Origin of the sequence: Galbibacter marinus (assembly GCF_000300875.1) — a bacterium.
GTDB classification, from domain to species: domain Bacteria; phylum Bacteroidota; class Bacteroidia; order Flavobacteriales; family Flavobacteriaceae; genus Galbibacter; species Galbibacter marinus.
In genome coordinates this window covers 168,300-193,836 of the sequence record NZ_AMSG01000002.1, presented here as the reverse complement: position 1 = coordinate 193,836, position 25,537 = coordinate 168,300, and the positions used below count along the sequence as shown (strand labels likewise).

Genomic DNA, 25,537 nt, shown 5'->3' with positions numbered 1-25,537 from the left:
TCACCTGAGTTAACTAAGTTGGTTATATCGAGAGTACTTTTAAATAGGAATTACTTCTTAATTAGGCTGTTGTGTCACAAAATATACCGAACTAACTCGCCATTGAATCCATATAATCCTGCGGCGCTGCATTTTTTAAATGTAAGCTCTTATACTCCTTTGGAGAACAACCATAAAACTCCTTAAAGCTGGATGAGAATTTAGAAACATGTGAGAATCCGGTAGCATAAGTAACCTCGGTTACACTAAGATTCTTACTTGCTAACAGGTCAGCTGCCTGTTTTAATCGTATGTTTCGCACAAAGTCACGTGTAGACTGATTGGTCAACTCTTTTAATTTTCTATAAAGATGCACACGGCTAATTCCAATTTCTTTGGCAATTTTTTCCACATTCAGCTCAGGGTTATCTAGGTTATCATTAATATACTTTGTCACACGTTCCATTAACTTCTCATCAGCTGATTTCATTTCAATAGGTGGCAATTGTCCTTCTGGCATTTGATTACCAGAAAATGAATTTTTAAGCATCTCTCTATTGTTAATAATACTCTTAATGGTTGTTTTTAAGATTTCTAAGTTAAACGGCTTAGCTAAGTAAGCATCTGCCCCGATATCCAAGCCAAGGATATTATCTTGCTCTCTTGATCGAGCAGTCAGCAAGATCACTGGAATATGGTTAATATTGATGTTCTTTTTAATCTTTCTACATAAACTCACCCCATCCATAACTGGCATGGAAACATCACTAATAATAAGATCAGGAGTCTGATTCAGAATCATGGAATATCCGAGTTTTCCATTACTGGCCTCTAAAACATGATAATCCTCACCTAATTCACTACTAAGATAATTTCGGATTTCACTATCATCGTCAATGATTAGTATTCTACTTCTTCCTCTTCCTTTATAAATTTCTGTTTCCCCAAGTTTTGCATCAACTTGGGAAAGCTCCGTTTGTTGATTCTGCTCATGTTGAGGATCAGTCTGAGACAAATTCATGGATGTTACTTTTTGAAACACTTCCTTTTTAGTATTCACTGCAGATTGACAATCTAGCGGCAACTCCATAATCATTGTACATCCCTTCTGATCCTGGTTGTTTATCGCATAAATATGGCCTTTATGAAGATGCACTATAGATCTAGTTAAATGCAACCCAATACCTGTACCTTCCTTAGGGTGCAATTCAACCATATTTGATCGATAGAAACGATCAAATATCTTGTTTAAATCCTTCTCTGCAACCCCTATTCCATTGTCTTTTACCCCTAATCTAAAACTTGCAACTCCATTGCTATTTGTAAAGGGTTCTAGTACAATATCAATAGTACCACCCTCAGGTGTGAACTTAAATGCATTAGAGAGTAAGTTTAATAAGGTCTTGTCAAAATAACTTGGATCCAAAACTACATCAAGCTTCGGGACCGTACTTTGGAAGTTTAAACTAATGTTTTTAGTACCCTTCTGATCTTCAAAAAGAAAACAAATATCCTCAATAAAACCAACCATATCTATCTTACGATGCGTGAGTTGAATTTGACCCTGATCAATTTTTCGCATTTCCATGAGTTGGTTAATCAGATGAAGAATACGCTCAGAATTTCTGTGCATCACTCCATAAACACCTTGACGAGCTTGATCTTGGTCAGACTTCATAAGGGTTTTTAATGGGTTTAAAATTAAAGAAATAGGCGTTTTTATTTCATGAGAAATATTTGTAAAGAATTGTATTTTGGCTTCTTTTATTTGATTTTCATAATTTTGAGCACGTACCTTTTCTCGTATCTTATGACGTTGCCTTAATTGACTAATAACTACCCATGCAATAGCTACAAACATTAAAACGTATATTATTTTTGCCGTAAGGGTTCCATACCAAGGTGGTCTAACCACCACAATAAATGTCTTAACGGGTGAAAATGCTCCCAATTCTTTAGCCTTCACTCGAATGGTGTAATTATCTGGAATAAGATCGGCAAAACGAATAGTATTGGCCCCCTGTTGCAAGCTAACCCATGAAGCATCATCTACAGCATAATAATAAGTAAGTCGCTGTGGATCTATAAAATTTTTGGAGGCAAATTCCATGGTAAAGGTATTATCATTATTAGCTAAAGAAACCTTATCTGCTTGTAAGATCGCAGCATCTAAAATAGGTTTACCACCAGATCGCGAGGATGCATTTATCTGGTTATTATCCAAATAAAAGGCAGTCAAACGAATTTCTGGTACAATTCCTTGTTCTGAAATTTGATTTGGATCAAAATAGGAAATCCCGTTAATTCCTCCAAAATAAATAGAACGTTGGTTTCCAACTGTTACCGCTCCCTTATTAAACTCATTTCCTTGTAAACCATCATTAAAATAGAAATTTGTAAAATTCTTATCTAAGGTATTGAACTTAGATATTCCTCGATGAGTACTTAACCATAGGTTTCCTTCAACCTCCTCAATGGCACATACCATGTTACTTGGCAAACCATCTTCAGTAGAATAGTTTTGGAGCGCCCAACTTTCTTTAGGCTTATAATACAAGCCTTCAGAAGTTCCAATCCAAAGATTACCTTGGGAATCTTCATGCAAGGCATATACTATTTTATGTCCTAATACATGGTTAAGTCCATCTTCAAAAATAAAGGTATTAGTATCCAAATCCAGACAGCTCAACCCATTATAAGTACCTATATATAATTTATTATCTGAGCTATAATACAGAGTGTTTATCCAATTATTTTGCATATAATCTTTTGGATCACTCGGAAGATCTGTGGTGTTAGGAATATTCCTTTCTGTTACTTTACCAGTTTTTAAATCCAGGGAGAAAAGGCCTGAACCCATGGTTCCAATCCATAAATTTTTATCACCATCTTCAGTTAAGGCATAAATACGGTCCACTTTACCACCTTTACTATCCAAAATTGGATTATTAAACTTAAAGTCATCTGTTTTGTCATGATAAGATCCAAGCCCATTTAAGTATGTTCCAGTCCAGATAGTTCCATTAGAATCTTCATAAACACACATAACACTTGTAGACTCTTTAATCAAATAATGACTAATTTGGTTATATTCAGCATCTAATTTATAGATTCCATCACCATCAGTTCCCACCCACATTACACCAGAATCATTACCTTCCTTTTGCAAAGCGGTTATACTATTTGATCCGATGGTGTTTCTGCTAATTGACTGATAACCAATATATTTAAAGTTATTTGGTTTAAAAGGAATCAGCGCAATTCCTTTTTGATAAATTCCAAGCCATAAATTCTCAGAACTATCCATCATAATTGAATGCACTTTAGATTTAGCAAAGTCAAACTTGTTAATACCTAAAGATAAATCCGCAAAAGTTTCTGTTTGAGGGTTGAAAACTTTCATTCCATTATTTTCAGTTCCCACATAAATCCGCTCCGCATCAACCACATACAAATCCTTAATTGCTAGGTGGCAACCGGTATAGGGAATCTTTTCAAAACCTTCCTCTTCAGAGATAAAGCGGTACAATCCCTCATTGAGTTTTCCAAGATAAATATTCCCATTATCTGCTTGAATAATACACGAGAGATTAGATTCAGTTTCGTTTTCATAAAAATAATGTGAGACTTTCGCATTCGAATCACTAGGTACGATAAACAAACCGTTATCCTGGGTCATCACCCATAAACGCTGTTGTTTATCCTCAAATATATTCTGGATAAATTCAGAATATACCATCTTTTCCAACTGGCCTATATAATTGTTGTTTTTATCCTTAGTTAGACGAAAAATGCCACTTCCGGAGGTCCCGATAAGGATCTCACCATTATGCCGTTCTAACATGGTAGTAATATGAGGTTGCATTAAGGTACCATCTCCACTGTACATCGGAATTTCATAGAAACGTTGAGTTGGATAATCATAACGCTGTAATCCATTAAAGTAGCCAATTAATAAGGTCTGATCAGAGAGTTGATACGTCCCCCGCACATAATTATGTAGGATAGAAGTTGAATCCTCCGCTTGGTGATTAAACTTTTCAACCTTAGCTCCATCCAAGCGGTTAAGACCATCTTCAGTCGCGACCCAAATAAGCCCTCTATCATCCTCAAACACTTGATTGATTAAGGTGCTGGATAATTTGTTATCCGTAGAGAAAAATCGCGCAGTTTGAGCATGTGAACTACTAAGAGTACTCCCAAATAGTAATACACAGAAAACTAGGTGAAAGCTCTTAAGACTTGATCTGAAACTTAGAGTATTGTTCCCAAAATTTAAGCTAGACCACAACTTGCGATCTAATTTTACAAAAGTGAAAGCGTTCATGGTTGTTAGTTTGTTTCAAAATTAGCGGTAATGGCCATTTCAATCGTTTGCGAGGTTCATTCAGCACTTATAAAATTTAGACCTCTTACCTATTAGTAGTTTAAAAGCCAATTAACACTCATTTCTAATAGTTAATTTGACTACAAGGTAGTCTTTATAATTTATAATTCACAATAATTTATCAAAAATTAACAAAATACGCAGACATACCCCTATTATTGTTGTTGTTATGACAATGAAACTACAAAAAGACCATATTATTAAAAGTACAACATACTTTAATCGCAAAAATGACCATTGTGTATCATAACAGTAAAGGATGGTAACCAAAAAAGCCATTGATACCTCCAAGTTTAGCTACTTTTGAATTGTAAGATTTAAACAAAGAGATTAAATAAGTTAACCAACCAAAACTTTTTGAAGCATTAAAAATTTTACTGGAGTTTGTTAGTTTGAATCTAGTAAATTATTAGCTAGTTTGATTGAAAGACTGCCTCACAAGGGCAGTCTTTTTTTTTTGCAACCTACGGAGCCAAAATAAAACAAACCAGGTTCCACAATCTGATTAAGACAGCTGCATGGAAGCACCCAAGTTTTTGTTTTAAATAACTTATAGAATCAATTAAAGGATAAACTAATTAAAAACATGTACAACGTCTATTGTTCTTGGAATTGTGTGCAAAAAAAAACACCTAAAGTACCGTGAGTTTAGTTCTATACAACAAAAACAATCAGCAGCTTTATTGTCGTACAACACAATGAAATTAGGTGTTTCTTAAACAAATATGATGAAAGAAGCGTATTACTTACTTATTTTAAAGTAATCAAAATCAGCACTACCTCCTGTACTTTCAGTAGCATAGTTAAAAAGCCCAAATCGATAACCCATAAAGTGCGTCAAAGTATATTTCATCTCAAGAGGTTCCCCAATAGCATTCCAAGAGTTTCCGTCTAAGCTGTAATAGAACCTAGCTTGATCCTTCATATCTTTGTAGTCACATACCGCTTTTAAAAATATTTTAGACCCTACTAATGGAATTTTTTCTTTTATAGTCTCTTTACCTGACTCATTAATAGCATGAACTATGTAATTCTTACCTTTTTCTTTTTTTACTCCCACATACCCAAAATACTCAGCAAGCAAAACTAATCCAGCAACATCACCAGTTTTCATGGACGAAATATCAATAGCTGTTTCTCCCTGACTCGTTGGTCCGAAAGTTCTTTGAGTAAGGGTATTTTTTGCAGCCACTACACTACTATCCAATCGGATAGTTTGAAGTCTTAAATAACCAGGACGTTCACTTAGCGACCAATGGCTATCCACTGGATTATGATTCCATTGCCACACAAGAGGTAAAACAGGATCCCTTGCAGAACGCTCAAAGTCATCGCTTTGAACAATACCAGGAATTAAACCTTTACTTTTGGGAAGTTCTAGGGTCTGAGGTACTTTACCATTAATTCCTATTATCGGCCAATCGTTCTCCCAACTAACTGGAACTATATATGGAATTCTACCCACGGCCCCATTATCTTTAAATAAATAAGCAAACCAATCACCTTCTGGAGTATCAACTAAACCTCCTTGAGCGACTCCCTGATCCTGAAAACTCAATCGTCCTTCATAAGGCCCTGTAAGCTTATCGGCCCTGTGAACCACTACTGTTCGCATCCCACCTCTAGGCCATGTAATGACAAAAAGGTAATATTTTCCATTGACTTTAAAGAGTTGCGCACCTTCTGCTCCCAACATGATATTTGGTCCTGCAGGTGCAGATGCATTTTGGATTAATACACGATCAGTCCCTGGAATAAGTCCAGTAAGATCTTTCTTTAGTTCGACCAAATGAAGTGTTCCATTACCGTAAATCATATAGACTCTACCATTGTCAAAAATCAAACTACTATCATGTAGACTAGGACTAAAAGATTTTTCCTTCCAGTTACCAGATTCTATATTCTTAGTGTAGTAAATATAAGTTTTACCAGTTGTACTTGAGAATGTGGAAACGTAAAACGTTCCATCGTGAAAACGAAGACTACTAGCCCAAGAACCTTCTCCATAGGCATTTTTATTATTCTCCATGTTTAAAGCATCGTTCTCTCCCAACCTGTCGTAGGCATAGGAGGCAAGTTCCCAATTCACTAGATCAGAAGATTTCATAATAGGAACTCCAGGGCTCATGTGCATGGTAGTACTACTCATATAATAGATGTCCCCTACTCTAATGATAGAAATATCTGGAACATCCGCATGAATTATAGGGTTTTTTGCCTTTGATTGGCCATAAACACCTACATTAAATATTAGACTTATAAGAAATAATAAAATAGACCTGTTCATATAATTTTAGTCATTAAAAAGGTTAGACAATTCGAACTTCAACCCGAACAACCTCAAATATAATTACTAGAAATTTATTTATAGGTGTATTTGATACATTTATTTTAATTAGTGTAACATTCTTTTACTATGGTGCGATAATGGATACAAAAAAACTGCTAAGTTTCCCTAGCAGTTTAATTTAAAATATTGAGATCAAAAATAATCTAAAGCCTATTTACTTAGATACATTTTTCTTCTTTGATACAATTCGTAAAACTGATCATCCTTTAGACTGTCGATAAACAAAATACTTTCTCCAGTACTCTTCATCTCAGGCCCTAGATTTTTATTCACATTCGGGAACTTATTAAAAGAAAATACAGGTTGTTTGATCGCATACCCTTCTAATTGAGGGTTAAAATCAAAGTCACTGAGCTTTTTCTCACCTAGCATTACCTTAGTGGCGTAATTCACATAAGGTTCTTTGTAGGCTTTAGCGATAAATGGTACTGTTCTCGAAGCACGTGGATTGGCCTCAATGATATACACCATGTCATCCTTGATCGCAAATTGAATATTGATAAGCCCTACAGTATTTAAAGCTAAGGCAATCTTTCTAGTGTGATCCTTAATTTGTTGTAATACTAGATCACCTATGTTAAAGGGTGGAAGTGTTCCATTAGAATCACCAGAGTGAATACCACAAGGTTCAATATGTTCCATTATCCCAATGATATAAACATCCTCTCCATCACAAATCGCATCAGCTTCTGCCTCGATAGCCCCGTCTAAATAATGATCTAGAAGTAGCTTGTTGTTTGGTATCTTTCTTAGCAGATCAACCACATGCTCCTCCAATTCATCTTTATTAATCACAATTTTCATTCCCTGTCCTCCAAGAACATAAGAAGGACGTACTAGGATAGGGAAATCTAACTCATCGGCTAATTGTAAAGCCTGATCAGCAGTTTCAGCTACGCCAAAGTCAGGATAAGGAATATTATTTTCCTTTAGCAAGGTTGAAAAACTCCCTCTGTCTTCTGCTAGGTCAAGTGATTCAAAGCTTGTTCCTATTATTTTTATACCGTATTTATCAAGCTTTTCAGCTAGTTTTAATGCGGTCTGACCACCTAATTGTACAATAACACCTTCTGGTTTCTCATGACATATAATGTCATAGATATGTTCCCAGAATACTGGTTCGAAGTACAATTTGTCTGCAGTGTCAAAATCTGTTGAAACAGTTTCAGGGTTACAGTTGATCATAATGGTTTCATAACCACACTCAGCTGCGGCAAGAACACCGTGAACACAACAATAATCAAACTCAATTCCCTGACCAATTCGATTAGGCCCAGAACCAAGAACTACAATTTTCTTCTTCTGGGTAACAACACTCTCATTCTCTGAGTAACGTGAACCGTCAGCCTTTTCTACTTCGTCCTCAAAGGTAGAGTAGTAATAAGGAGTCATCGCTTCAAATTCTGCCGCACAGGTATCCACTAACTTATAAACTCTATTGATGTTGAGCTCTTCACGTTTTTTGTGAACTTCACTCTCCCAACACTCTAGCATATGAGCTATCTGACGGTCCGCAAAACCTTTTTGTTTTGCTTCAAGTAGCAAGCTCTTTGGAAGGGTCTCTATGGTATGGGTACTGATTTCTTTTTCCAAAACATGCAGTTCTTCGTACTGTTTTAAGAACCACATATCAATTTTGGTAATTTCATGAATACGGCTAAGTGGTATCCCAATCTGAATTGCATCGTAAATCACAAAGACACGATCCCAACTCGGGTAGGTCAACTTTTCGATGATCACATCATAATCTTTATGCCCCTTACCATCGGCACCTAAACCATTTCTTTTTATTTCTAATGACTGCGTTGCCTTATGTAAAGCTTCTTGAAACGATCGACCGATTCCCATTACCTCACCAACACTCTTCATCTGAAGTCCTAATTCTCTATTAGATCCTTCAAATTTATCAAAATTCCATCTTGGGATTTTAACGATCACATAATCTAAAGTAGGCTCAAATAAAGCGGAAGTAGATTTTGTGATTTGGTTATCAAGTTCATCCAATGTATATCCGATAGCTAACTTACTAGCTATTTTTGCAATTGGATATCCAGTTGCTTTTGAAGCAAGAGCAGAAGATCTCGATACACGTGGATTAATTTCAATGGCGATTATATCTTCTTTTTCATCCGGACTTACAGCGAACTGAACATTACAACCTCCAGCAAACTCTCCGATACTGCGCATCATCTTAATGGCCATATCTCTCATTCTCTGGTAAGTTCTATCAGATAAGGTCATCGCAGGTGCTACAGTGATAGAGTCCCCTGTGTGAATCCCCATTGGGTCCATATTTTCAATAGTACAGATAATAACAACATTATCATTTGCATCTCTTAAAAGCTCAAGTTCGTATTCTTTCCAACCCATAAGAGCTTTGTCAATCATCACCTCGTGAATCGGGGATATCTCTAAACCTCTACTGAGGTGATAGTCAAAATCTTCTGGCTTATATACGATCGATGCACCTGCACCACCTAGAGTATAGGAGGCTCGGATCACTAGTGGAAACCCAAACTCTTGCGCTATTTCTTTCCCTTTCAAAAATGAGGTTGCGGTAGCTTGCGGGGCCATACCCACACCGATATCTAACATCAACTCTCTAAACTTCTCCCTGTCTTCAGTAATATTGATCGCATCAATATCTACTCCGATAAGTTCAACGCCAAAATCCTCCCAAATTCCTTTTTCATCTGCTTCGATACATAAGTTCAGAGCGGTCTGTCCACCCATTGTAGGTAGTACCGCATCAATATTAGGATGCTTCTCTAATATTTCTACAATGGACTTGGTGGTTAAAGGTTTTAAGTACACATGATCCGCCATAGTCGGATCCGTCATAATTGTGGCAGGATTACTGTTGATTAAAATGGTTTCAATACCATCCTCTCTAAGGGAACGTAATGCCTGTGATCCAGCATAATCAAATTCACAAGCTTGCCCAATAATTATAGGCCCTGAGCCTATTAGAAGTATACTTTTAAGGTCTTTTCTTTTTGGCATTTTTTTATCGATAAATTATATAATAAGACGTTATTTTATATAAAAAAAGGTGTTACTTATAAAAAGCAACACCTGAATATTTTAAGAATCAAAAAGATCATTATTTTTTATGTCTTATCTCAGATGAAACAGACAGTTTTTTTCTACCTTTTGCTCTTCTGCTAGAAAGCACCTTTCTACCGTTTACAGAAGCCATTCTTTCTCTGAAACCGTGCTTATTTTTTCTTTTTCTCTTCGAGGGTTGAAACGTTCTTTTCATTATTAAATATCTTTATCTACTTTGTAATTCTATGGTTAAACGGCTTGCAATGTATCTTCACAAAAGCGCGGCGCAAATATACGAAGACTTTTCACTTAGACAAACCACTTTTTAAAAATATTTTTACCTAATTATGAAAATAAATTTTAAAACCACTCATCACCAGCAATATCAGTGGTTTTCACCATTTTAAAAATTTAATATTCCCATAAATTTCAGGTCTCTTTAAAAGTGCGAAATAGCAAACAGTAGAACTTTAATAGACCTACGAGTTGTTAAATAGCGCCTGTTTTTATTACCTTTGGCAATTCAATTAAATGACCTGAAAAATGTTCAACAAAAATATAAAATTAGTTATTGCGGCACTAATATTTGCGTATGCCATTTATCAATTTGTAGAAGGATTTATCGGTAATGGTATTGCCCTAATCTTGCTTGCAGGGATATTTGTCTTCCTTTATTTTAGAAATGAATTCATCTTACTTGCTTTTTTAAGAATGCGCAAACAAGACTTTGTTGGAACTGACAAATGGTTAAATAAAATTAAAAATCCTCAGGTTGCCCTAACTACAAAGCAACAAGGTTACTATAATTATCTAAAAGGGATTATGACCTCCCAAACCAATTTAACTCAGGCAGAGAAGTACTTTAAAAAGGCACTGAAACTCGGTTTATCTATGGATTATGATGTAGCGATGGCAAAGTTAAGCCTAGCGGGGATTTCAATGCAAAAACGACGCAAACGTGAAGCCACCATGCTGTTAAATGAGGCTAAAAAGCTTGACAAGCAAAACATGCTGAAGGATCAAATCAAAATGATGCAAGATCAACTTAAGAGAATCTAATTTACAATAAAGGAGCCCAAAGTCTGCAAACTGATTCTAACAGACGTTGAACGGTTCCGCGATTCTCCCAACGTCCGAGATCTATTATAGAGCTACTCTCTAAGTCTTTAAGAAACAACTCACGCATTTCTATGGCAGTATCATTATCGTACACCATAGCATTCACTTCAAAGTTTAGATGAAAACTCCTGTTATCCATATTAGCTGTTCCGATGGTTGAAAACACATCATCTGCGACTATGGTCTTAGCATGAATATTACCTTTCTCATAAAAATATACTTCAACCCCAGCCCTTAACAAACCTGTTAGAGAAGCATAGGTGGCATATTTAGCAATTTTCGAGTCACAGTTTTTAGGAATCAGCAAGCGCACATCAACCCCACTTTTCGCCGCAGTTATCATAGCCAAAGTTATTTCTTCATTAGGAATAAAATACGGAGTGGTCAAATACACGTAACGCTTTGCAGAATTAATAGCCGCAAACATCGCCTCCATTATACTTGCCCACTTCATATCAGGACCACTGCTAATTATTTGTATAGGTAACTCATTTTTGACTTCAGACTTAGGGAACCACCGCTGCTTAACCTCAATGCTTTGTTCACTAACAAAATTCCATCCCAATAAAAAATATAACTGTAGCATTCCTGTGGCTTGACCGTGAATTCTCAAATGTGTATCCCTCCAGTATTCTCGGTCTGGAGCGTTGATGTATTCATCTCCTATATTAATACCTCCCACATAGCCAATCACTCCATCTATCACGACAATCTTGCGATGATTTCTATAATTGATTTTAGAGGCAAACCTAGGGAAGTATATCGGCATAAAAGGAAAGATCTCCACCCTTGCTTTCTTTAGTTTTGACAAAGATGAATTCCTTAAAGAACTTCCAACAGGGTCATAGCTAATTTTCACCTCTACTCCCTGCTTAGACTTTTGGCAAAGAAGTTCTATAAGCTCTGATCCGATTTGATCATCTCTGATAATATAATACTCCATGTGAATTGAAGATTTCGCAGCCTGGATATCTTCAATGAGCCGTTTGAATTTGGCCTCTCCATTTACTAAAATTTCAGCCTGGTTATACAACGTAACTGGAGCGTAACGCTGTTCATCGATCAGCTTAATTATTTTGGTATTTCCCTCTAGGATCTTAGATGACAAATCAAATGCCTTATCCTCAAGAATCTTCAACTTATCAGTCCAATTCTGAACATTAACTTGATTGAGAAGTGCCCGCTTTTTAAACATTCTAAACTTGCGGTAATCTTGCCCGAAAAAGTAATATACAATTAACCCCAGACCTGGAAATACAGCCAAAACAATTATATACGAGAGTGTTTTGGTCGGATTAATGTTTTTAAGAAGTATTAGAATTATAGCTAATATAGCAAGCACATAGTTCGCTACAATTAAAATTTCCCATATGTGATCTTTAACAAAGTTCCACATTATTTCAATGGTGGGTAATACCCTTGCTTTGGAATTTTTATGATATATTCTTTTCTAGATGCATTATTTAAGTGAGCTTCCCTGAGCCAAGGATTGTGTATTTTTAAGGTTTTATAACTAATCCCAAATTCCTTAGCAAACTTCGGGAAACTACTTACCGCGGTATCTACCACAACCTCATTTACAGGGATGTGAGTATATAAATCTTCCTGATCAAAATTAAACCCATATCCTTTCGGATTTGAAAGAATCTCCTTGATTGCTAAAATTCTAAAAACATACCTACTGGTTTCCTCTCCCAGAAGTACATTATAATACCCTTCTATTTCTTGACGATCCAATTGTCTAGCCATACCGTAGTTTCCAGCATTATAAGCAGCCGCTGCCATGGTCCAAGTCCCAAAACGATCTTTGGCTTTCTTTAAATACACGCAAGCTGCTTCGGTAGACTTTTGAATATGGTAACGTTCATCCACATTAGCATTAACCTCCAAACCACGTTCTTTTGCCGTTGCTTTCATTATCTGCCAGAATCCCGTTGCTCCAGCTGGTGAGACCGCCTGAGTCAATCCACTTTCTATAACCGCTAGATATTTAAAATCATCTGGAACACCGTGGTATTTTAATATAGGTTCTATTATCGGGAAATATTTGTGAGCTCTTTTTATAAGTAATAGTCCATTGGACTGCCAATAGGTATTAACAAGAAGTTCTCTATCTAACCGCTCCCTTACATCAGGATCTTCCACAGGGACTCGTTCTCCTGCAAAGTTTATACCTTCAGGGATTTTGATTGCATATACATTATAATCCTCTACCAAACTTAAACTATCATTGTCAACTTCATTAGCCTCAACTGTTCTTGGTGCCACATCAGTTGTCTTTACAGCATTGATAAAAACTGCCGCAATTACAACCACAGCAACTACAACAACCACTTTTTTAATTCCATTCATAATCCAAACTTTTAATTTAAATACCTCTCTAATTTACTAATTTATTCAACAAATAACTTCGGAAGATTCTCGTTAAACCACTTATACTTATTTATAATCATAATATGAGTCCCCCCTTTTACTACCACACAGTCCTTGATATAAACAAATGGAAAAATTTTATCTTTATCTCCATGTATATGAACGGTATTAGGCAGAGTGTGTTGTTGATCCCATTTGATAATTTTATCGATCGCCCAATCCAAATAATATTTATCCCTAACCGATAGATACTTCTGATACAAATCTAATCTCTTCACCACAGAATCTCCATAAGCGTACTTGGCAATAACATCAAGTTTATATACCAAGGAAGTCGGTATTAAATGATGTAGACCCGTATACTTGGCTAGAATCATACGTCTTGGAAGTTCATATTTGGTTTTTACACTAGAGATCAACACTACCTTTTTCACCTTGATTAACTTAGCCATTTCTTGAACAATGACCCCACCAAAGGACACCCCAACAAGAATAGGATTATCATGTTTAACACCTATAATCAGTCGTTTAACATACCCCTCTAAGCTCTCCTTTTTTTCGGGCATTATCCACTCCAAATAATGCATTTTATATTGATCTTCAGGAAGTTTAATATACTCAAAAATAATTGAATTTGCAGCCATTCCAGGCATGAAATACACATGGGTCATTAGCTCACCTTTAGTTTATACGCTGAAAAATAGCTATTTAGGCAATTTTTACGTATCTTTGCAGGGCTAAAGTTATGTATTTCTTCATCAAAAAAGCAAAACGACCTTACTAAATTAGTTCACTAAGAGCCGTTTCTAAGCACCAATCAAAAGCTGTGAAGAAGATGTGTTAGAGGTTGATAAATTTTAAAGTAAAGTAAAATTCACAATAATGAATGAAGTAGTAATTAACAACAACGAGTTCTTACGTCAGTACGAAACAAAGGTTGATGGCAAATTGGCCAAAATTGAGTACGCATCACAAGAACGTAAAGTTTTTCTAACCAAACTGGTAATCCCAGAGGGGGTTACCGATCCTGAATTCAAAGATGAATTCATAAGAACTGTACTTAGAAGTATAGAAGACAAAAATCTAAGTGTAGTACCGACGAGCCCCCAAATAGCTGGTTTTCTTAGAAAACACAAAGAATTTAAATGTCTGCTCCCTGTTGGGATCAGAATCTAAAAAATTAAAAAGGCTGTTTTTAAATAAACAGCCTTTTTAATTTTATGATCTTCCAAAGCTTAAACGGCCTCTTTAGCCTGCTCTGCGAATTCTATTTTTAACAGTCCATCCTCAGCAATACCCGTGAGCTTCACTCGGTGAAGAGTGTTGACTAGTGCTGGGTTCCAATGCAGTTTTACCTTAAGGTAATTCTCGGTAAATCCATGAATATATCCTTGTTTATTTTCACCTTCAAATAAAACGGTATGCTCAGTTCCTACTTGAGATTCATAAAAAGCGCGACGTTTTTTAGCCGAAAGACCTCGAAGCATTTTACTTCTCTTTGCACGTACCTTTTGATCAACCACACCTTGCATATCTACTGCCTCAGTATTATCGCGCTCCGAATAAGTAAATACATGGAGATACGATATATCCAAATCATTTAAAAAGTGGTAAGTTTCTAAAAAATGCTCTTCTGTCTCCCCTGGGAATCCTACAATTACATCAACTCCTATACATGCATCGGGCATAACAGATTTAATTTTAGCCACTCTATCAACATACAGCTCTCGCTTATAACGGCGTTTCATCTTGGCTAAAATCTCGTTGCTACCACTTTGCAGCGGAATATGGAAATGAGGCACAAAGGTTCGACTAGAGGCTACAAATTCAATTGTTTCATTTTTTAAAAGGTTCGGCTCGATTGAAGAAATTCTCAATCGCTCAATTCCAGGAACCTCATCCAAGGCCTTAACGAGCTCAAAAAAGGTGTGTTCGTGTTTCTTATTTCCGAATTCACCTTTTCCATAATCGCCTATATTAACCCCGGTAAGTACGATTTCCTTAATGTCTTGCTCGGCAATCTCTTTAGCGTTCTTAAGAACGTTTTCCAAGCTATCACTCCTAGAAATTCCTCGTGCAAGCGGGATGGTACAATAGGTACATTTATAATCACAACCATCTTGAACCTTTAAAAATGCACGGGTCCTATCCCCAATTGAATAACTTCCAACGTAAAAGTCAGCCTCTTCAATTTCACAACTATGCACTTCTCCAAAATCATTTTTAGAAAGGTCATTTAAATAATCTGTGATTTTAAATTTTTCTGTGGCTCCAAGCACTAAATCCACACCACCAACATCCGCTAACTCTTCTGGTTTTAATTGTGCATAACAACCGATGGCCGCAACAAAAGCATTTGGATTGGCTTTTTGTGCCTGCTTGACAATGGTCTTAAACTTCTTATCCGCATTCTCAGTAACTGAGCAGGTGTTTATTACATATATATCAGCCTTCTGTGAAAAATCAACTCTATCGAACCCCTCTTGGGAAAACCCGCGAGCGATCGTTGATGTCTCTGAAAAATTAAGCTTACACCCTAAGGTATAAAACGCCACCTTTTTAGCTTCCATTTGATTGAATTTAATCCTTGAAAAACAGTTTATTATGCCCCTTGTAAAAAAGCGCACAAATATACCAACTTATTTAGAGGAATAAAAGGTTATACTGAGTTTTAGTGACCAAAATATTTCATCAACCCAACAAAGCACCAAGCACCCAGTGTTAGTTTTTACGCCATTTAGCGGATTGATCGAAAATATGGTTTAGTATCTTTTCATCTTCAGGGGTAAAACAGACCCCACGTCGCTCCATCATAGCTTTTGCGGTTTGAAATGCTTTTTCTGCCTTATAGGTAGTAAAACCAGAAGCACCTCCCCAGCTAAAGCTAGGAATAAAGTTACGAGGATATCCACATCCGAATATATTTGAACTAACCCCTACCACGGTTCCGGTATTAAACATAGTATTAATACCACACTTACTATGGTCACCCATCATTAATCCGCAAAACTGCAATTGGGTTTTAGCAAAACTTTCGGTTTCATAGCTCCAGAGCTTGACAGTAGAATAGTCGTTTTTTAAATTGGAGCTGTTGGTGTCCGCTCCGATATTACACCATTCTCCCAAGACAGAATTCCCAAGATAACCTTCGTGACCTTTATTAGAATTTCCAAAGATGACCGTATTTGTGATCTCTCCGCCTACTTTACAATGTGGGCCGATGGTGGTTGGACCGTAAATTCTGGTTCCCATTTTGGTTACAGAGTCCTCCCCTAGATAAAAGCCACCACGAATCATGCTTCCTTCCATAACTGTGCTACCCTTAGCTAAATAAATAGGGCCAGGAGATGCATTTAAAGTAGCACATTCAACCACAGCACCTTCTTCTATAAAAATATTCTCTGGTGCAATCACTCTGTTATTACTTGGTATGGGTTGACTTTTTCTACCCTTAGTCAACAAGTCAAAGTCAGCCTGTAATGCAATACCATTTTTCGAAAAGATATCCCAGGTATTTAGTACCTGAATACACTCCCCTTCATACTCAATGGCCTGATAAGAATTAAGATCTACTTCTTCTTGGGCTTCTGTGGTATAAAAAGCAATTACCTCTTCTCCGTGAAAAAGTGCCTGATTCTCTTCTAATCCTTTAATAATCTGAGCCATTTCAATGTTAGGAAGGTATGAGGAGTTAATTAATACATTCTCCTGCATTTCAACCATCGGATAACGCTCAGACAAATAGTCTTCAGTAATTGTTGTGGTAGTATAGCCAAGGAATTTCTCCCATTTTTCTCTTATTGTTAGTATCCCTATACGAATATCAGCTACTGGACGTGTATATGTGAATGGCAGTAGAGCCTCTCGCGCAGGACCATCAAAAAGGATATAGTTCATTTGTTATTTTTGAGGTAAAATTAAAATTAAAGTATAGTAACTTAAAAAGAAATCCGACCAAAAAATTGTTTTACGGTCAAGTGACAATCTTTTACTCTTAAAAACAAAAAACCTCTGAGATTATTATATCAGAGGTCTTAAAAATAAATATAAAAATTTATTATTTTTTGAACTTGGCGTATTTGTTTTTGAATTTATCAATACGACCAGCTGTATCCACAAGTTTAGATTTCCCAGTATAGTATGGGTGCGATGATCTTGAAATCTCCAATTTAATCACAGGATATTCAACACCGTCTACTTCAATAGTCTCTTTAGTATCCGCAGTAGACTTTGTAAGAAAAACATCATCATTGGACATATCCTTAAATGCTACTAATCTATAATTTTCTGGATGTATACCTTTTTTCATCGCCTTTATATTTTTAACTATCTTATTCTTTCGATTTTTCGAGCTGCAAATTTATATAATTATTTTGAATCCCCAACACTTTTGATTCAAAATTTACAGCTGAATATTAATTTCGATTTTTATGTAACAAATATACACTATTTCATACTAATTTTATAGAAACAAAATCAACTATAAGAAATGGAAAAAACTCAACCCACAACAGGACAGTTTGCCTTAAGGTACGGATTAATACTTGGCGCTTTAACCATAGTGTTTAGCCTAATGCTCCACTTTATGGATATGCAATACGACCAAGGTATGGCAAAAAATATTGTCTCAATGATTATGCTAATAGGTGTAATTATCTTAGCTATCATACAATTTAAAAAGCTAAACAATAGTTATATCTCAGTTTCGGAGGCCTTAAAAATCGGTGTAGGTACTTCCCTAATTGGTGGAATTATCGCTGTGCTCTATATTTTGGTCTATGTAAACTTCATCGACCCAAATTTTCATGAGCAAATCGCTGAATTAAGTAGAGCTGGAATGATTAAACAAAATCCAGAAATGACCCAAGAACAATTAGATACAGCTGTAGAAATGCAACAAAAGTTCTTCTGGGTGACTTATCCTTTTATTTTGATTTTTAATATTTTCATCGGTTTTGTGGTATCTTTAATCACAGGACTTATCGTGAAAAAAGGGAAAAATGAATTCTAATTTATATCTTTGAACACAGTTATAGTGTTAATTAAGTTTCATGGATATATCAGTAGTAATACCACTACTCAATGAACAAGAGTCTTTAAAAGAATTATACGATTGGATTGCAGAAATTTTGCAAGCCAATCGTTTTTCTTATGAAATTATATTTATAGACGACGGTAGTAGTGATCAATCATGGGACATTATTCAATCACTTACGTCCAAAGACCCGCAGGTTAAAGGCATACGATTTTTAAAAAACTTTGGAAAATCACAAGCTTTGCATGCTGGTTTCCTAGAAGCTAAAGGAGATGTCGTTATCACTATGGATGCTGACCTTCAAGACAATCCAGAGGAAATCCCTCAACTCTTTAAGCGCTTAAAAAGCGAACAATTAGATCTTATCTCTGGATGGAAAAAAGTCAGATACGATTCCGTTCTGGCAAAAAACCTTCCATCTAAGTTATTTAACTGGGCAGCAAGAAAAACCTCTGGTGTTGAATTACATGATTTTAACTGTGGTTTGAAGGCCTATCGCAACGAGGTTGTTAAAACCATCGACGTGCATGGCGAGATGCACCGCTACATTCCTGTTTTGGCTAAAAATGCTGGTTTTACAAAGATAGAAGAACAAGTAGTCAAACACCAAGCTAGAAAATATGGAAGTACTAAATTTGGAATGGAGCGTTTTATCAATGGTTTTTTGGATTTAATAACAATTTGGTTTGTATCAAGATTCGGAAAACAACCCATGCATTTATTCGGTGCCTGGGGCGTTGTTATGTTTATCATAGGATTTGGGTTTGCTGCCTATCTGGGAATTGATAAGTTGTTCATCAATCCTTATGGGCGACTGATCGCTTTACGTCCGCAGTTTTACATCTCCTTGATCGCCATGGTTATTGGAACCCAATTATTTATTGCAGGATTTTTAGGAGAATTAATTCTAAGATCCAAAAAACAAGAAAAACGATATAAAATCGCAGAGACTGCGAACTTTTAACCCTTAGGAAACTTTCACTCCCTAAGGTATTTAAAAATATGTACAACAGATGGAAATAGAAGAAATCATCAAAAATGCTTCAGCTTGGTTAGCTGACACCTTTGATCCTCAAACAAGAGAAGAAGTACAACTGCTAATTGACAAGGATCCCGATGAACTAAGAGAGCGGTTTTACAAGAATTTAGAATTTGGTACTGGAGGCATGCGTGGTACCATGGGAGCAGGAACTAATAAAATCAACAAATATACCTTAGGTAAAAACACCCAAGGGATCAGTAATTATTTAAAGCAACAGTTCCCTGGCGAACAACTAAAAGTGGCTATTGCCTATGATTGCCGTCACAACAGTGACACCTTGGCTAAGGTGGTTGCTGATGTGTTTTCCGCCAATGGAATTAAAGTCTATTTGTTTTCTGACCTTCGCCCTACTCCAGAGCTTTCCTTTGCATTAAAATATCTTAACTGTCATTGTGGAATTGTACTTACCGCCTCCCATAACCCACCAGAATACAACGGGTATAAGGTATATTGGCAGGATGGCGGTCAAATTGTACCTCCACACGACCATCAAATCATACAGGAGATTGAGAAGCTTTCCTTTGCGGATATTAATTTTAAAAGCAATGAAGACTTAATCCAATATATTGACAAAGAAATTGACGAAGCTTTTATTAATGCCAGTGTAGCCAACGCTGGTTTTGGCGCTAAAAACAAGGATGATTTCTCCATTGTCTTTACCTCATTACACGGAACATCCATCACACTTTTACCAGAGGTTTTAAAACGGGCCGGTTATAAGAATGTCCATATTGTGGAGAGTCAAGCCAAACCTGATGGAGATTTTCCTACCGTAGCCTCTCCTAATCCGGAGGAACCTGAGGCTTTAGCCCTGGCAATTACATTAGCCGATGAGTTAAATGCGGACATGGTTATTGGAACCGATCCAGATGGTGACCGCCTTGGTATTGCAGTTCGTGACAACAATGGCAAAATGACCTTGCTAAACGGTAATCAGACCATGATCCTAATGACACGTTTTCTTCTTGAGAACTGGAAGAAGGATGGAAAAATTAACGGGAATCAATACATTGCCTCTACCATCGTATCTACACCTATGATGAAGGTGCTCGCAGAGAACTACCAGGTGAAGTACCGAGAGGCTCTGACTGGATTTAAATGGATCGCAAAGATGATAGTCGATTATCCGAATCAGCAATTTATAGGAGGGGGAGAAGAAAGCTTTGGGTTTATGGTAGGCGATTTTGTTCGAGACAAAGACGCTATAACAGCTGCATTGTTGGCCTGTGAGATAGCTGCAAGTGCCAAGTCCAACGGAAGCTCATTTTACAAGGACCTTATCGAATGTTACCTAGAAATGGGACTATATTATGAAAAACTGATCTCCCTGACTAAAAAAGGAATCAGTGGTGCAGATCAAATCAAGCAAATGATGATCCAATTACGGGAAAACCCACTAAAATCTCTTGATGGCTCTAGGGTGATTCGTATAGAAGATTATGCGAATTCAACACGATTAAATGTTGAAACTTCCACCACTGAGATTATGGATATTCCTAAATCCAATGTACTGATCTATTATACAGAAGATGGTAGTAAGATTGCCGCAAGACCAAGTGGAACTGAACCAAAGATTAAGTTTTACTTCAGTGTCAAAGGACAATTAGAAAATGCTGAAAATTACGATCAAGCAATTGGTGCACTGAATCAAAAAATTGATCGCATTATTAAGGATCTACCACTTGATTAAAGCATTTGAATCATAGATGCAAAAAACAACAATAAAAAAATAGCCCGTTCTAAGCAACGGGCTTTGTTATAATAAAATGTAAATTTGCACCCTTACACCAAATACACAATAGTGTTAAATAATAGAATCGCTAAATATTTATGAACTACTTCAAAAAAATATTACGTTTTGCGTTACCGTATAAAAAATACGGGTTTCTCAACATTTTTTTTAATATCCTCTACGCGTTATTTAGCTCACTGTCTTTTTTGGCACTCATACCAATGTTAAATGTGTTGTTCGGACAAACAAAACCTGTTACTGTACCACCTAACTTGGATCGTATTGGCAATTTTAAAGACTACGTATTTAATTATTTAAATTATTGGACAACCCAGTACGCTGGTGATGATAAGATGAAAGCCTTGGTATTAGTGATTTCCTTGGTTATTTCATTATTCTTATTGAAAAATCTATTTAATTACCTGGCAATGTACTTTATCACCTTCTTAAGAAATGGTGTATTAAAGGACATTAGAAACAGCCTCTATAGTAAGGTTGTACAACTTCCAGTATCATATTATACAGAAAAAAGAAAAGGAGATGTAATTGCAAGAATCACGTCAGATGTCCTAGAGATACAGCACTCCTTCTTATCCATATTAGAATTAATAATCAGAGAACCTCTAACCATACTATTTACCATTGTAGTTATGTTTGGGATTAGTGTAGAGTTAACGCTCTTCGTGTTTATCTTTATACCTATTTCTGGCTTACTAATTTCTAGAATTGGTAAGTCACTTAAAAAGCAATCTGACAACGTTCAAAAAGAACAGGGTTACTTTTTATCTATCATTGAGGAGACTCTCGGTGGATTAAGAGTCATCAAGGCATTTAATGCCGAGAATAGATTTATAAACCACTTTAAAAACTCCACTGGTCGTTTTTACAAATTCTCCAATAGCCTTCTCAATCGTCAGAACCTCGCCTCCCCTACTAGTGAATTCTTAGGAATTTTGGTGATCGGTATCTTATTGTGGTTTGGAGGCCGTATGGTCCTTATCACCGAGACCTTAGATCCTTCCTCTTTCATAGCTTATATGGGGCTTGCTTATAATATCCTAACGCCTGCCAAAGCCATTAGTAAAGCGTCATACGGGGTTAAAAAAGGAAACGCTGCTGCTGAGCGTGTCCTAGAGGTACTAGAGACAGAAAACAGCATTAAAGACGCTGCAAATGCCATTGTTAAGACAGATTTTGAGGACCAAATTAATTTAAACCACATTTCCTTTAAGTATGAAGAGGATTATGTGTTAAAGGATTTTAATTTAACTATTCCTAAAGGTAAAACGGTAGCACTTGTAGGACAATCAGGAAGTGGAAAAAGTACTATCGCCAATTTGGTGACTCGTTTTTACGATGTCAATAGCGGTAGTATAGAAATCGATGGGCATAATATAAAAGAGCTTTCTTTAAAGAGTCTTCGAGGACTCATGGGTATTGTAACCCAAGACTCCATTCTCTTTAATGACACAATCGAGAACAATATTCGCATTGGTAAATTAGATGCTACTCCAGAAGAAGTAGAACACGCAGCAAAAATTGCCAACGCCCTTGAATTTATCAATGAATTGCCACATGGGTTTCAAACCTCGATCGGTGATGCAGGTGGTAAGTTAAGTGGTGGACAAAAGCAACGACTATCCATTGCTAGAGCTGTTCTTAAAAACCCACCAATAATGATTCTCGATGAGGCCACTTCTGCCTTAGATACAGAGAGCGAAAAACTAGTACAGGATGCACTTGAAAATATGATGAGAAATAGGACTTCCATCGTTATTGCACACCGACTCTCCACCATACAAAATGCAGACCTTATCGCGGTGATGCAAAAAGGCGTCATCGTAGAACAAGGAACTCACCAGGAATTAATGGACAAAAATGGCGTTTATCAAAAACTGGTAAACATGCAATCTTTTGGTTAAAAACACAAAACAAGAGTTTAGAATTTACCTCTTACTGCTAGAGGCTTTAAAGGTTCTAATATTTTCAATCCCTACAGCAGTAAGGATGAGTGCTCCTCCTATAAGGGTATGCCAAGCAGGAAATTCTCCTAAAAACAGCATGCCCATAATAATACCATATATAGGCTGAACACTACTCATAATACTAGCTGTTGTAGCGCTGAAGTATTTAAAGCTTTTCAATAATAAGGTATGTCCAAGAGTGGTAGTAATTAAAGCTAAGAACACAATACCTGGTAAAGCGGTATAAAGTTTGTCGTAATTTGTAAAATACAAAAGTGGAGCCATCAGTATGCTAATAACAAGTAATTGATACATCATCAGCACTGAGCCATTATAACGCGCCACCTTGGGTTTAATCATAATGTTTCTAATGGCATAAAAGAATGCAGAAATAATCCCTAAACACACCGCCACAAATTGTGAATTAGAAAAATCAATATCAGGAACCAAAAAATACACACCCGTTATCACAAGTACACCCAAAACAAGATGCGATTTCTCAAACGAAGTCTTTAACAATAGGGGTTCCAAAAAAGAAGTTATCACTGGATAGGTATAAATGGCAAGCATTCCAATGGCTACACTAGAAAGGCTTAAGGCATAAAAATAAGTCACCCAATGTATTCCAAAACACAATCCGCACCAAAAAACTGTGTAGGTATCTTTGCCTTTTGCAAGTTTTAAACTCTGGTTATTTACCCGACAAACCAAATACACAAAAACCAGTGACAAAAGAGCTCTATAAAATATAATTTGTTCTGGTTCAAGACTTATGTAACGCCCCCACACCCCCGAGGTACTAATGCAAATAATTGCAAAGTTTAATTGGGCTACCTGCTTGAGGTGATTTTTCTGTGCAGACAAATTAACGGTTTAGTTTTTTGGCCTTCTCTTTGATTATATCTCCTACCGATCGATTTTCAATTTTGCTCTCCAACCAGGAAATAATGTCTAGGTATAAAAAGGCTCTTTTTTCATAGGGGTGATCTTCGAACTTCTTAAGTCTAGCATGTAATTTTTTAAACTCATCCTTAAGTTCATGCGGATAAATCTCTCCGAGGTTTCTCAAGAATTTTATCATCTCCTTTTGAACCTCATGCAAATCGTTCATCTTCAGAAGGAACTTATATGTACTCTTTAATTGCACCTCTAGGTGATAATCCATCCCAGCTTCATAATGTGCCACTAGACTTAAAACCCTAGCAAAGCACATTAAGTCTTCACGCATAGTCAGCTGCTTGTTATTGATGATTTTTTTAAGGTATTGGATACACATTTTATTATCACCCATACCAAAATACATACAAGCCAATTTATAATACAACACCATTACATGATGCTCATCAATCTTATCTTCATAGCGTTTAATACCATTTAATATATCCTTTTCTAAATGCTGGGCATTCTCAAAGTCACCACTCATAAAGTAAAGATTGAGCTTATTACCATAGATACAAAAGAAAGAGAGTACCTCTAAGTTGTCGTTACGTGGAAACTTAGGGTCTGCAATGGTGTGCTGTAAGCGCTCTAAAGACTCTTCAAACTCAGATCGATATTTAATATAGAACATCGAATCTAGGAGATAATTAACACCTTTAAGATAAAATACTGGATTGAGATAAATCATGCTTTCATTGTCATAAAAAAGCGTTACCCATCTTAAGGCATATTTATAACACGATAGAAAGTCTTGAGTTAAAAAGCTATACCAAAGTTGCGCTTTATACAACCAAAGTTTCTCCCTAAAATCTAAATCAGAGAGTTTAAATTTTGGCATATGAGCCTTGTAATAATCAGTCACCCACTTGTATTCCTTGTCACTCTTGACATATCCAAATCGAAGCATAATTCCATATAGCTGCAACGATAAATTAGAAAGCTTACTAGTTAAAACATTTTGAAGACTAAGTTCTTTAGCCTGAACTGCTAACTCATCTGCCCTACCACTTATACTTCTTGTGATGTATTGCGTCTCAATTACCTTCTCGAGTTCGACAATCTCATAAGCGACAACCTTTTCTTGATAAGCGATGGCTTGGGCCTTGGCTTTATCTAAAATTTTTAAACTTTGCTTATATAAACCTTTGTGATAAAGAATGGTGGCAAAGTCCAATTGTTCCCTTATCTGCAATCGGACATTCTGATTTACAGGATTTAGACGTAAACTCACCAGAATTTGCTTGTAAAGATGCGCCTTAAGATTGGAAAGTTGTTGCTTTTTTACGATGCCACTTTTTAGAATTTCACCTTCCTTATAGTCCTGCATCTTATCTAATAAATTAAAAAGGGCAAGAAATTTAGCATCCGCATTAACTCCTAATCTATTTACGTATAACTTAAATTGTCGTTTTTCGGACTTTGACAAGGATTTAATCAGTATAAATAAAGTGTCTTTTTGGTGACTTGTCATTGTAATAAAAAAAATTCAATTAATTGATAATCAGATAATTTAACTCATAAAAGTTACCTTAAACATTGTAAAGAAATAGTTAAGGGAACAACAAATTA

The 25,537-nt window shown here is 36.2% G+C and carries 18 protein-coding genes; 6 read left to right on the top strand and 12 right to left on the bottom strand.

The window, feature by feature from the left end; translation table 11 throughout:
• Window positions 1-91 precede the first annotated feature (91 nt).
• From I215_RS02620 to rpmH, 4 genes are all read right to left on the bottom strand, one after another.
• A complete protein-coding gene (locus I215_RS02620) occupies window positions 92-4,306 on the bottom strand; it encodes a hybrid sensor histidine kinase/response regulator (RefSeq protein WP_008990399.1) in 4,215 nt (1,404 codons plus the stop codon).
• A gap of 802 nt (window positions 4,307-5,108) precedes the next feature.
• On the bottom strand, window positions 5,109-6,653 hold the full coding sequence (locus tag I215_RS02615; protein WP_008990398.1) for a glycoside hydrolase family 43 protein: 1,545 nt from the start codon (window positions 6,651-6,653) through the stop codon (window positions 5,109-5,111).
• A gap of 213 nt (window positions 6,654-6,866) precedes the next feature.
• Window positions 6,867-9,719: a carbamoyl-phosphate synthase large subunit gene (gene carB, locus I215_RS02610; protein ID WP_008990397.1), complete on the bottom strand. Its 2,853-nt coding sequence runs from the start codon at window positions 9,717-9,719 to the stop codon at window positions 6,867-6,869.
• A gap of 100 nt (window positions 9,720-9,819) precedes the next feature.
• Entirely contained in the window at window positions 9,820-9,978 is a 159-nt protein-coding gene (gene rpmH / locus I215_RS15815) for a 50S ribosomal protein L34 (protein WP_008990396.1), read from the bottom strand.
• 329 nt (window positions 9,979-10,307) lie between these two features.
• Here rpmH and I215_RS02605 point away from each other — a divergent pair, with 329 nt between their 5' ends.
• Window positions 10,308-10,823, top strand: coding sequence for a membrane protein (locus I215_RS02605; protein ID WP_008990395.1), 516 nt, complete (start codon window positions 10,308-10,310; stop codon window positions 10,821-10,823).
• Between the two features lies 1 nt (window position 10,824).
• On the opposite strand, the gene cls is transcribed toward I215_RS02605, so the two are convergent.
• From cls to I215_RS02590, 3 genes are read right to left on the bottom strand one after another with little or no spacing between them, the layout of a single operon-like run.
• Entirely contained in the window at window positions 10,825-12,279 is a 1,455-nt protein-coding gene (cls, locus tag I215_RS02600) for a cardiolipin synthase (protein ID WP_008990394.1), read from the bottom strand.
• The gene (locus I215_RS02595) at window positions 12,279-13,235 is read right to left on the bottom strand and encodes a lytic transglycosylase domain-containing protein (protein ID WP_008990393.1); all 957 of its coding nucleotides are present in this window, start codon (window positions 13,233-13,235) and stop codon (window positions 12,279-12,281) included. The genes cls and I215_RS02595 overlap by 1 nt, the downstream gene beginning before the upstream one ends.
• Window positions 13,236-13,276: 41 nt before the next feature.
• Window positions 13,277-13,927, bottom strand: a complete 651-nt coding sequence (locus I215_RS02590; protein ID WP_008990392.1) for an alpha/beta hydrolase — start codon at window positions 13,925-13,927, stop codon at window positions 13,277-13,279.
• A gap of 211 nt (window positions 13,928-14,138) precedes the next feature.
• Here I215_RS02590 and I215_RS02585 point away from each other — a divergent pair, with 211 nt between their 5' ends.
• Window positions 14,139-14,432: a GNAT family N-acetyltransferase gene (locus tag I215_RS02585; protein WP_008990391.1), complete on the top strand. Its 294-nt coding sequence runs from the start codon at window positions 14,139-14,141 to the stop codon at window positions 14,430-14,432.
• Between the two features lie 59 nt (window positions 14,433-14,491).
• Here I215_RS02585 and mtaB read toward each other — a convergent pair whose 3' ends face one another.
• The 3 genes from mtaB to I215_RS02570 all read right to left on the bottom strand — a co-directional run bounded on the left by mtaB (window position 14,492) and on the right by I215_RS02570 (window position 17,565).
• Window positions 14,492-15,826 (bottom strand): tRNA (N(6)-L-threonylcarbamoyladenosine(37)-C(2))-methylthiotransferase MtaB, encoded by a 1,335-nt coding sequence (gene mtaB / locus I215_RS02580; protein ID WP_008990390.1) that lies wholly within the window; start codon window positions 15,824-15,826, stop codon window positions 14,492-14,494.
• Window positions 15,827-15,977: 151 nt separating this feature from the next.
• Window positions 15,978-17,153 (bottom strand): GlmU family protein, encoded by a 1,176-nt coding sequence (locus I215_RS02575; protein WP_008990389.1) that lies wholly within the window; start codon window positions 17,151-17,153, stop codon window positions 15,978-15,980.
• 160 nt (window positions 17,154-17,313) lie between these two features.
• Entirely contained in the window at window positions 17,314-17,565 is a 252-nt protein-coding gene (locus I215_RS02570; protein ID WP_008990388.1) for a type B 50S ribosomal protein L31, read from the bottom strand.
• Between the two features lie 180 nt (window positions 17,566-17,745).
• On the opposite strand from I215_RS02570, the gene I215_RS02565 reads away from it, so the two are divergent.
• From I215_RS02565 to I215_RS02550, 4 genes are all read left to right on the top strand, one after another.
• The gene (locus I215_RS02565) at window positions 17,746-18,267 is read left to right on the top strand and encodes a DUF4199 domain-containing protein (protein WP_008990387.1); all 522 of its coding nucleotides are present in this window, start codon (window positions 17,746-17,748) and stop codon (window positions 18,265-18,267) included.
• Between the two features lie 40 nt (window positions 18,268-18,307).
• A complete protein-coding gene (locus I215_RS02560) occupies window positions 18,308-19,255 on the top strand; it encodes a glycosyltransferase family 2 protein (protein WP_008990386.1) in 948 nt (315 codons plus the stop codon).
• A 49-nt stretch (window positions 19,256-19,304) separates the two neighbouring features.
• Complete coding sequence (locus I215_RS02555; protein ID WP_008990385.1) at window positions 19,305-21,023, top strand: phospho-sugar mutase; 1,719 nt, start codon at window positions 19,305-19,307, stop codon at window positions 21,021-21,023.
• 140 nt (window positions 21,024-21,163) lie between these two features.
• Entirely contained in the window at window positions 21,164-22,987 is a 1,824-nt protein-coding gene (locus tag I215_RS02550) for an ABC transporter ATP-binding protein (protein ID WP_008990384.1), read from the top strand.
• A gap of 24 nt (window positions 22,988-23,011) precedes the next feature.
• Here I215_RS02550 and I215_RS02545 read toward each other — a convergent pair whose 3' ends face one another.
• Together I215_RS02545 and I215_RS02540 are read right to left on the bottom strand one after the other, a co-directional pair.
• Window positions 23,012-23,893: a DMT family transporter gene (locus I215_RS02545; RefSeq protein WP_008990383.1), complete on the bottom strand. Its 882-nt coding sequence runs from the start codon at window positions 23,891-23,893 to the stop codon at window positions 23,012-23,014.
• A 1-nt stretch (window position 23,894) separates the two neighbouring features.
• The gene (locus I215_RS02540; RefSeq protein ID WP_008990382.1) at window positions 23,895-25,439 is read right to left on the bottom strand and encodes a hypothetical protein; all 1,545 of its coding nucleotides are present in this window, start codon (window positions 25,437-25,439) and stop codon (window positions 23,895-23,897) included.
• Between the last annotated feature and the right edge of the window lie 98 nt (window positions 25,440-25,537).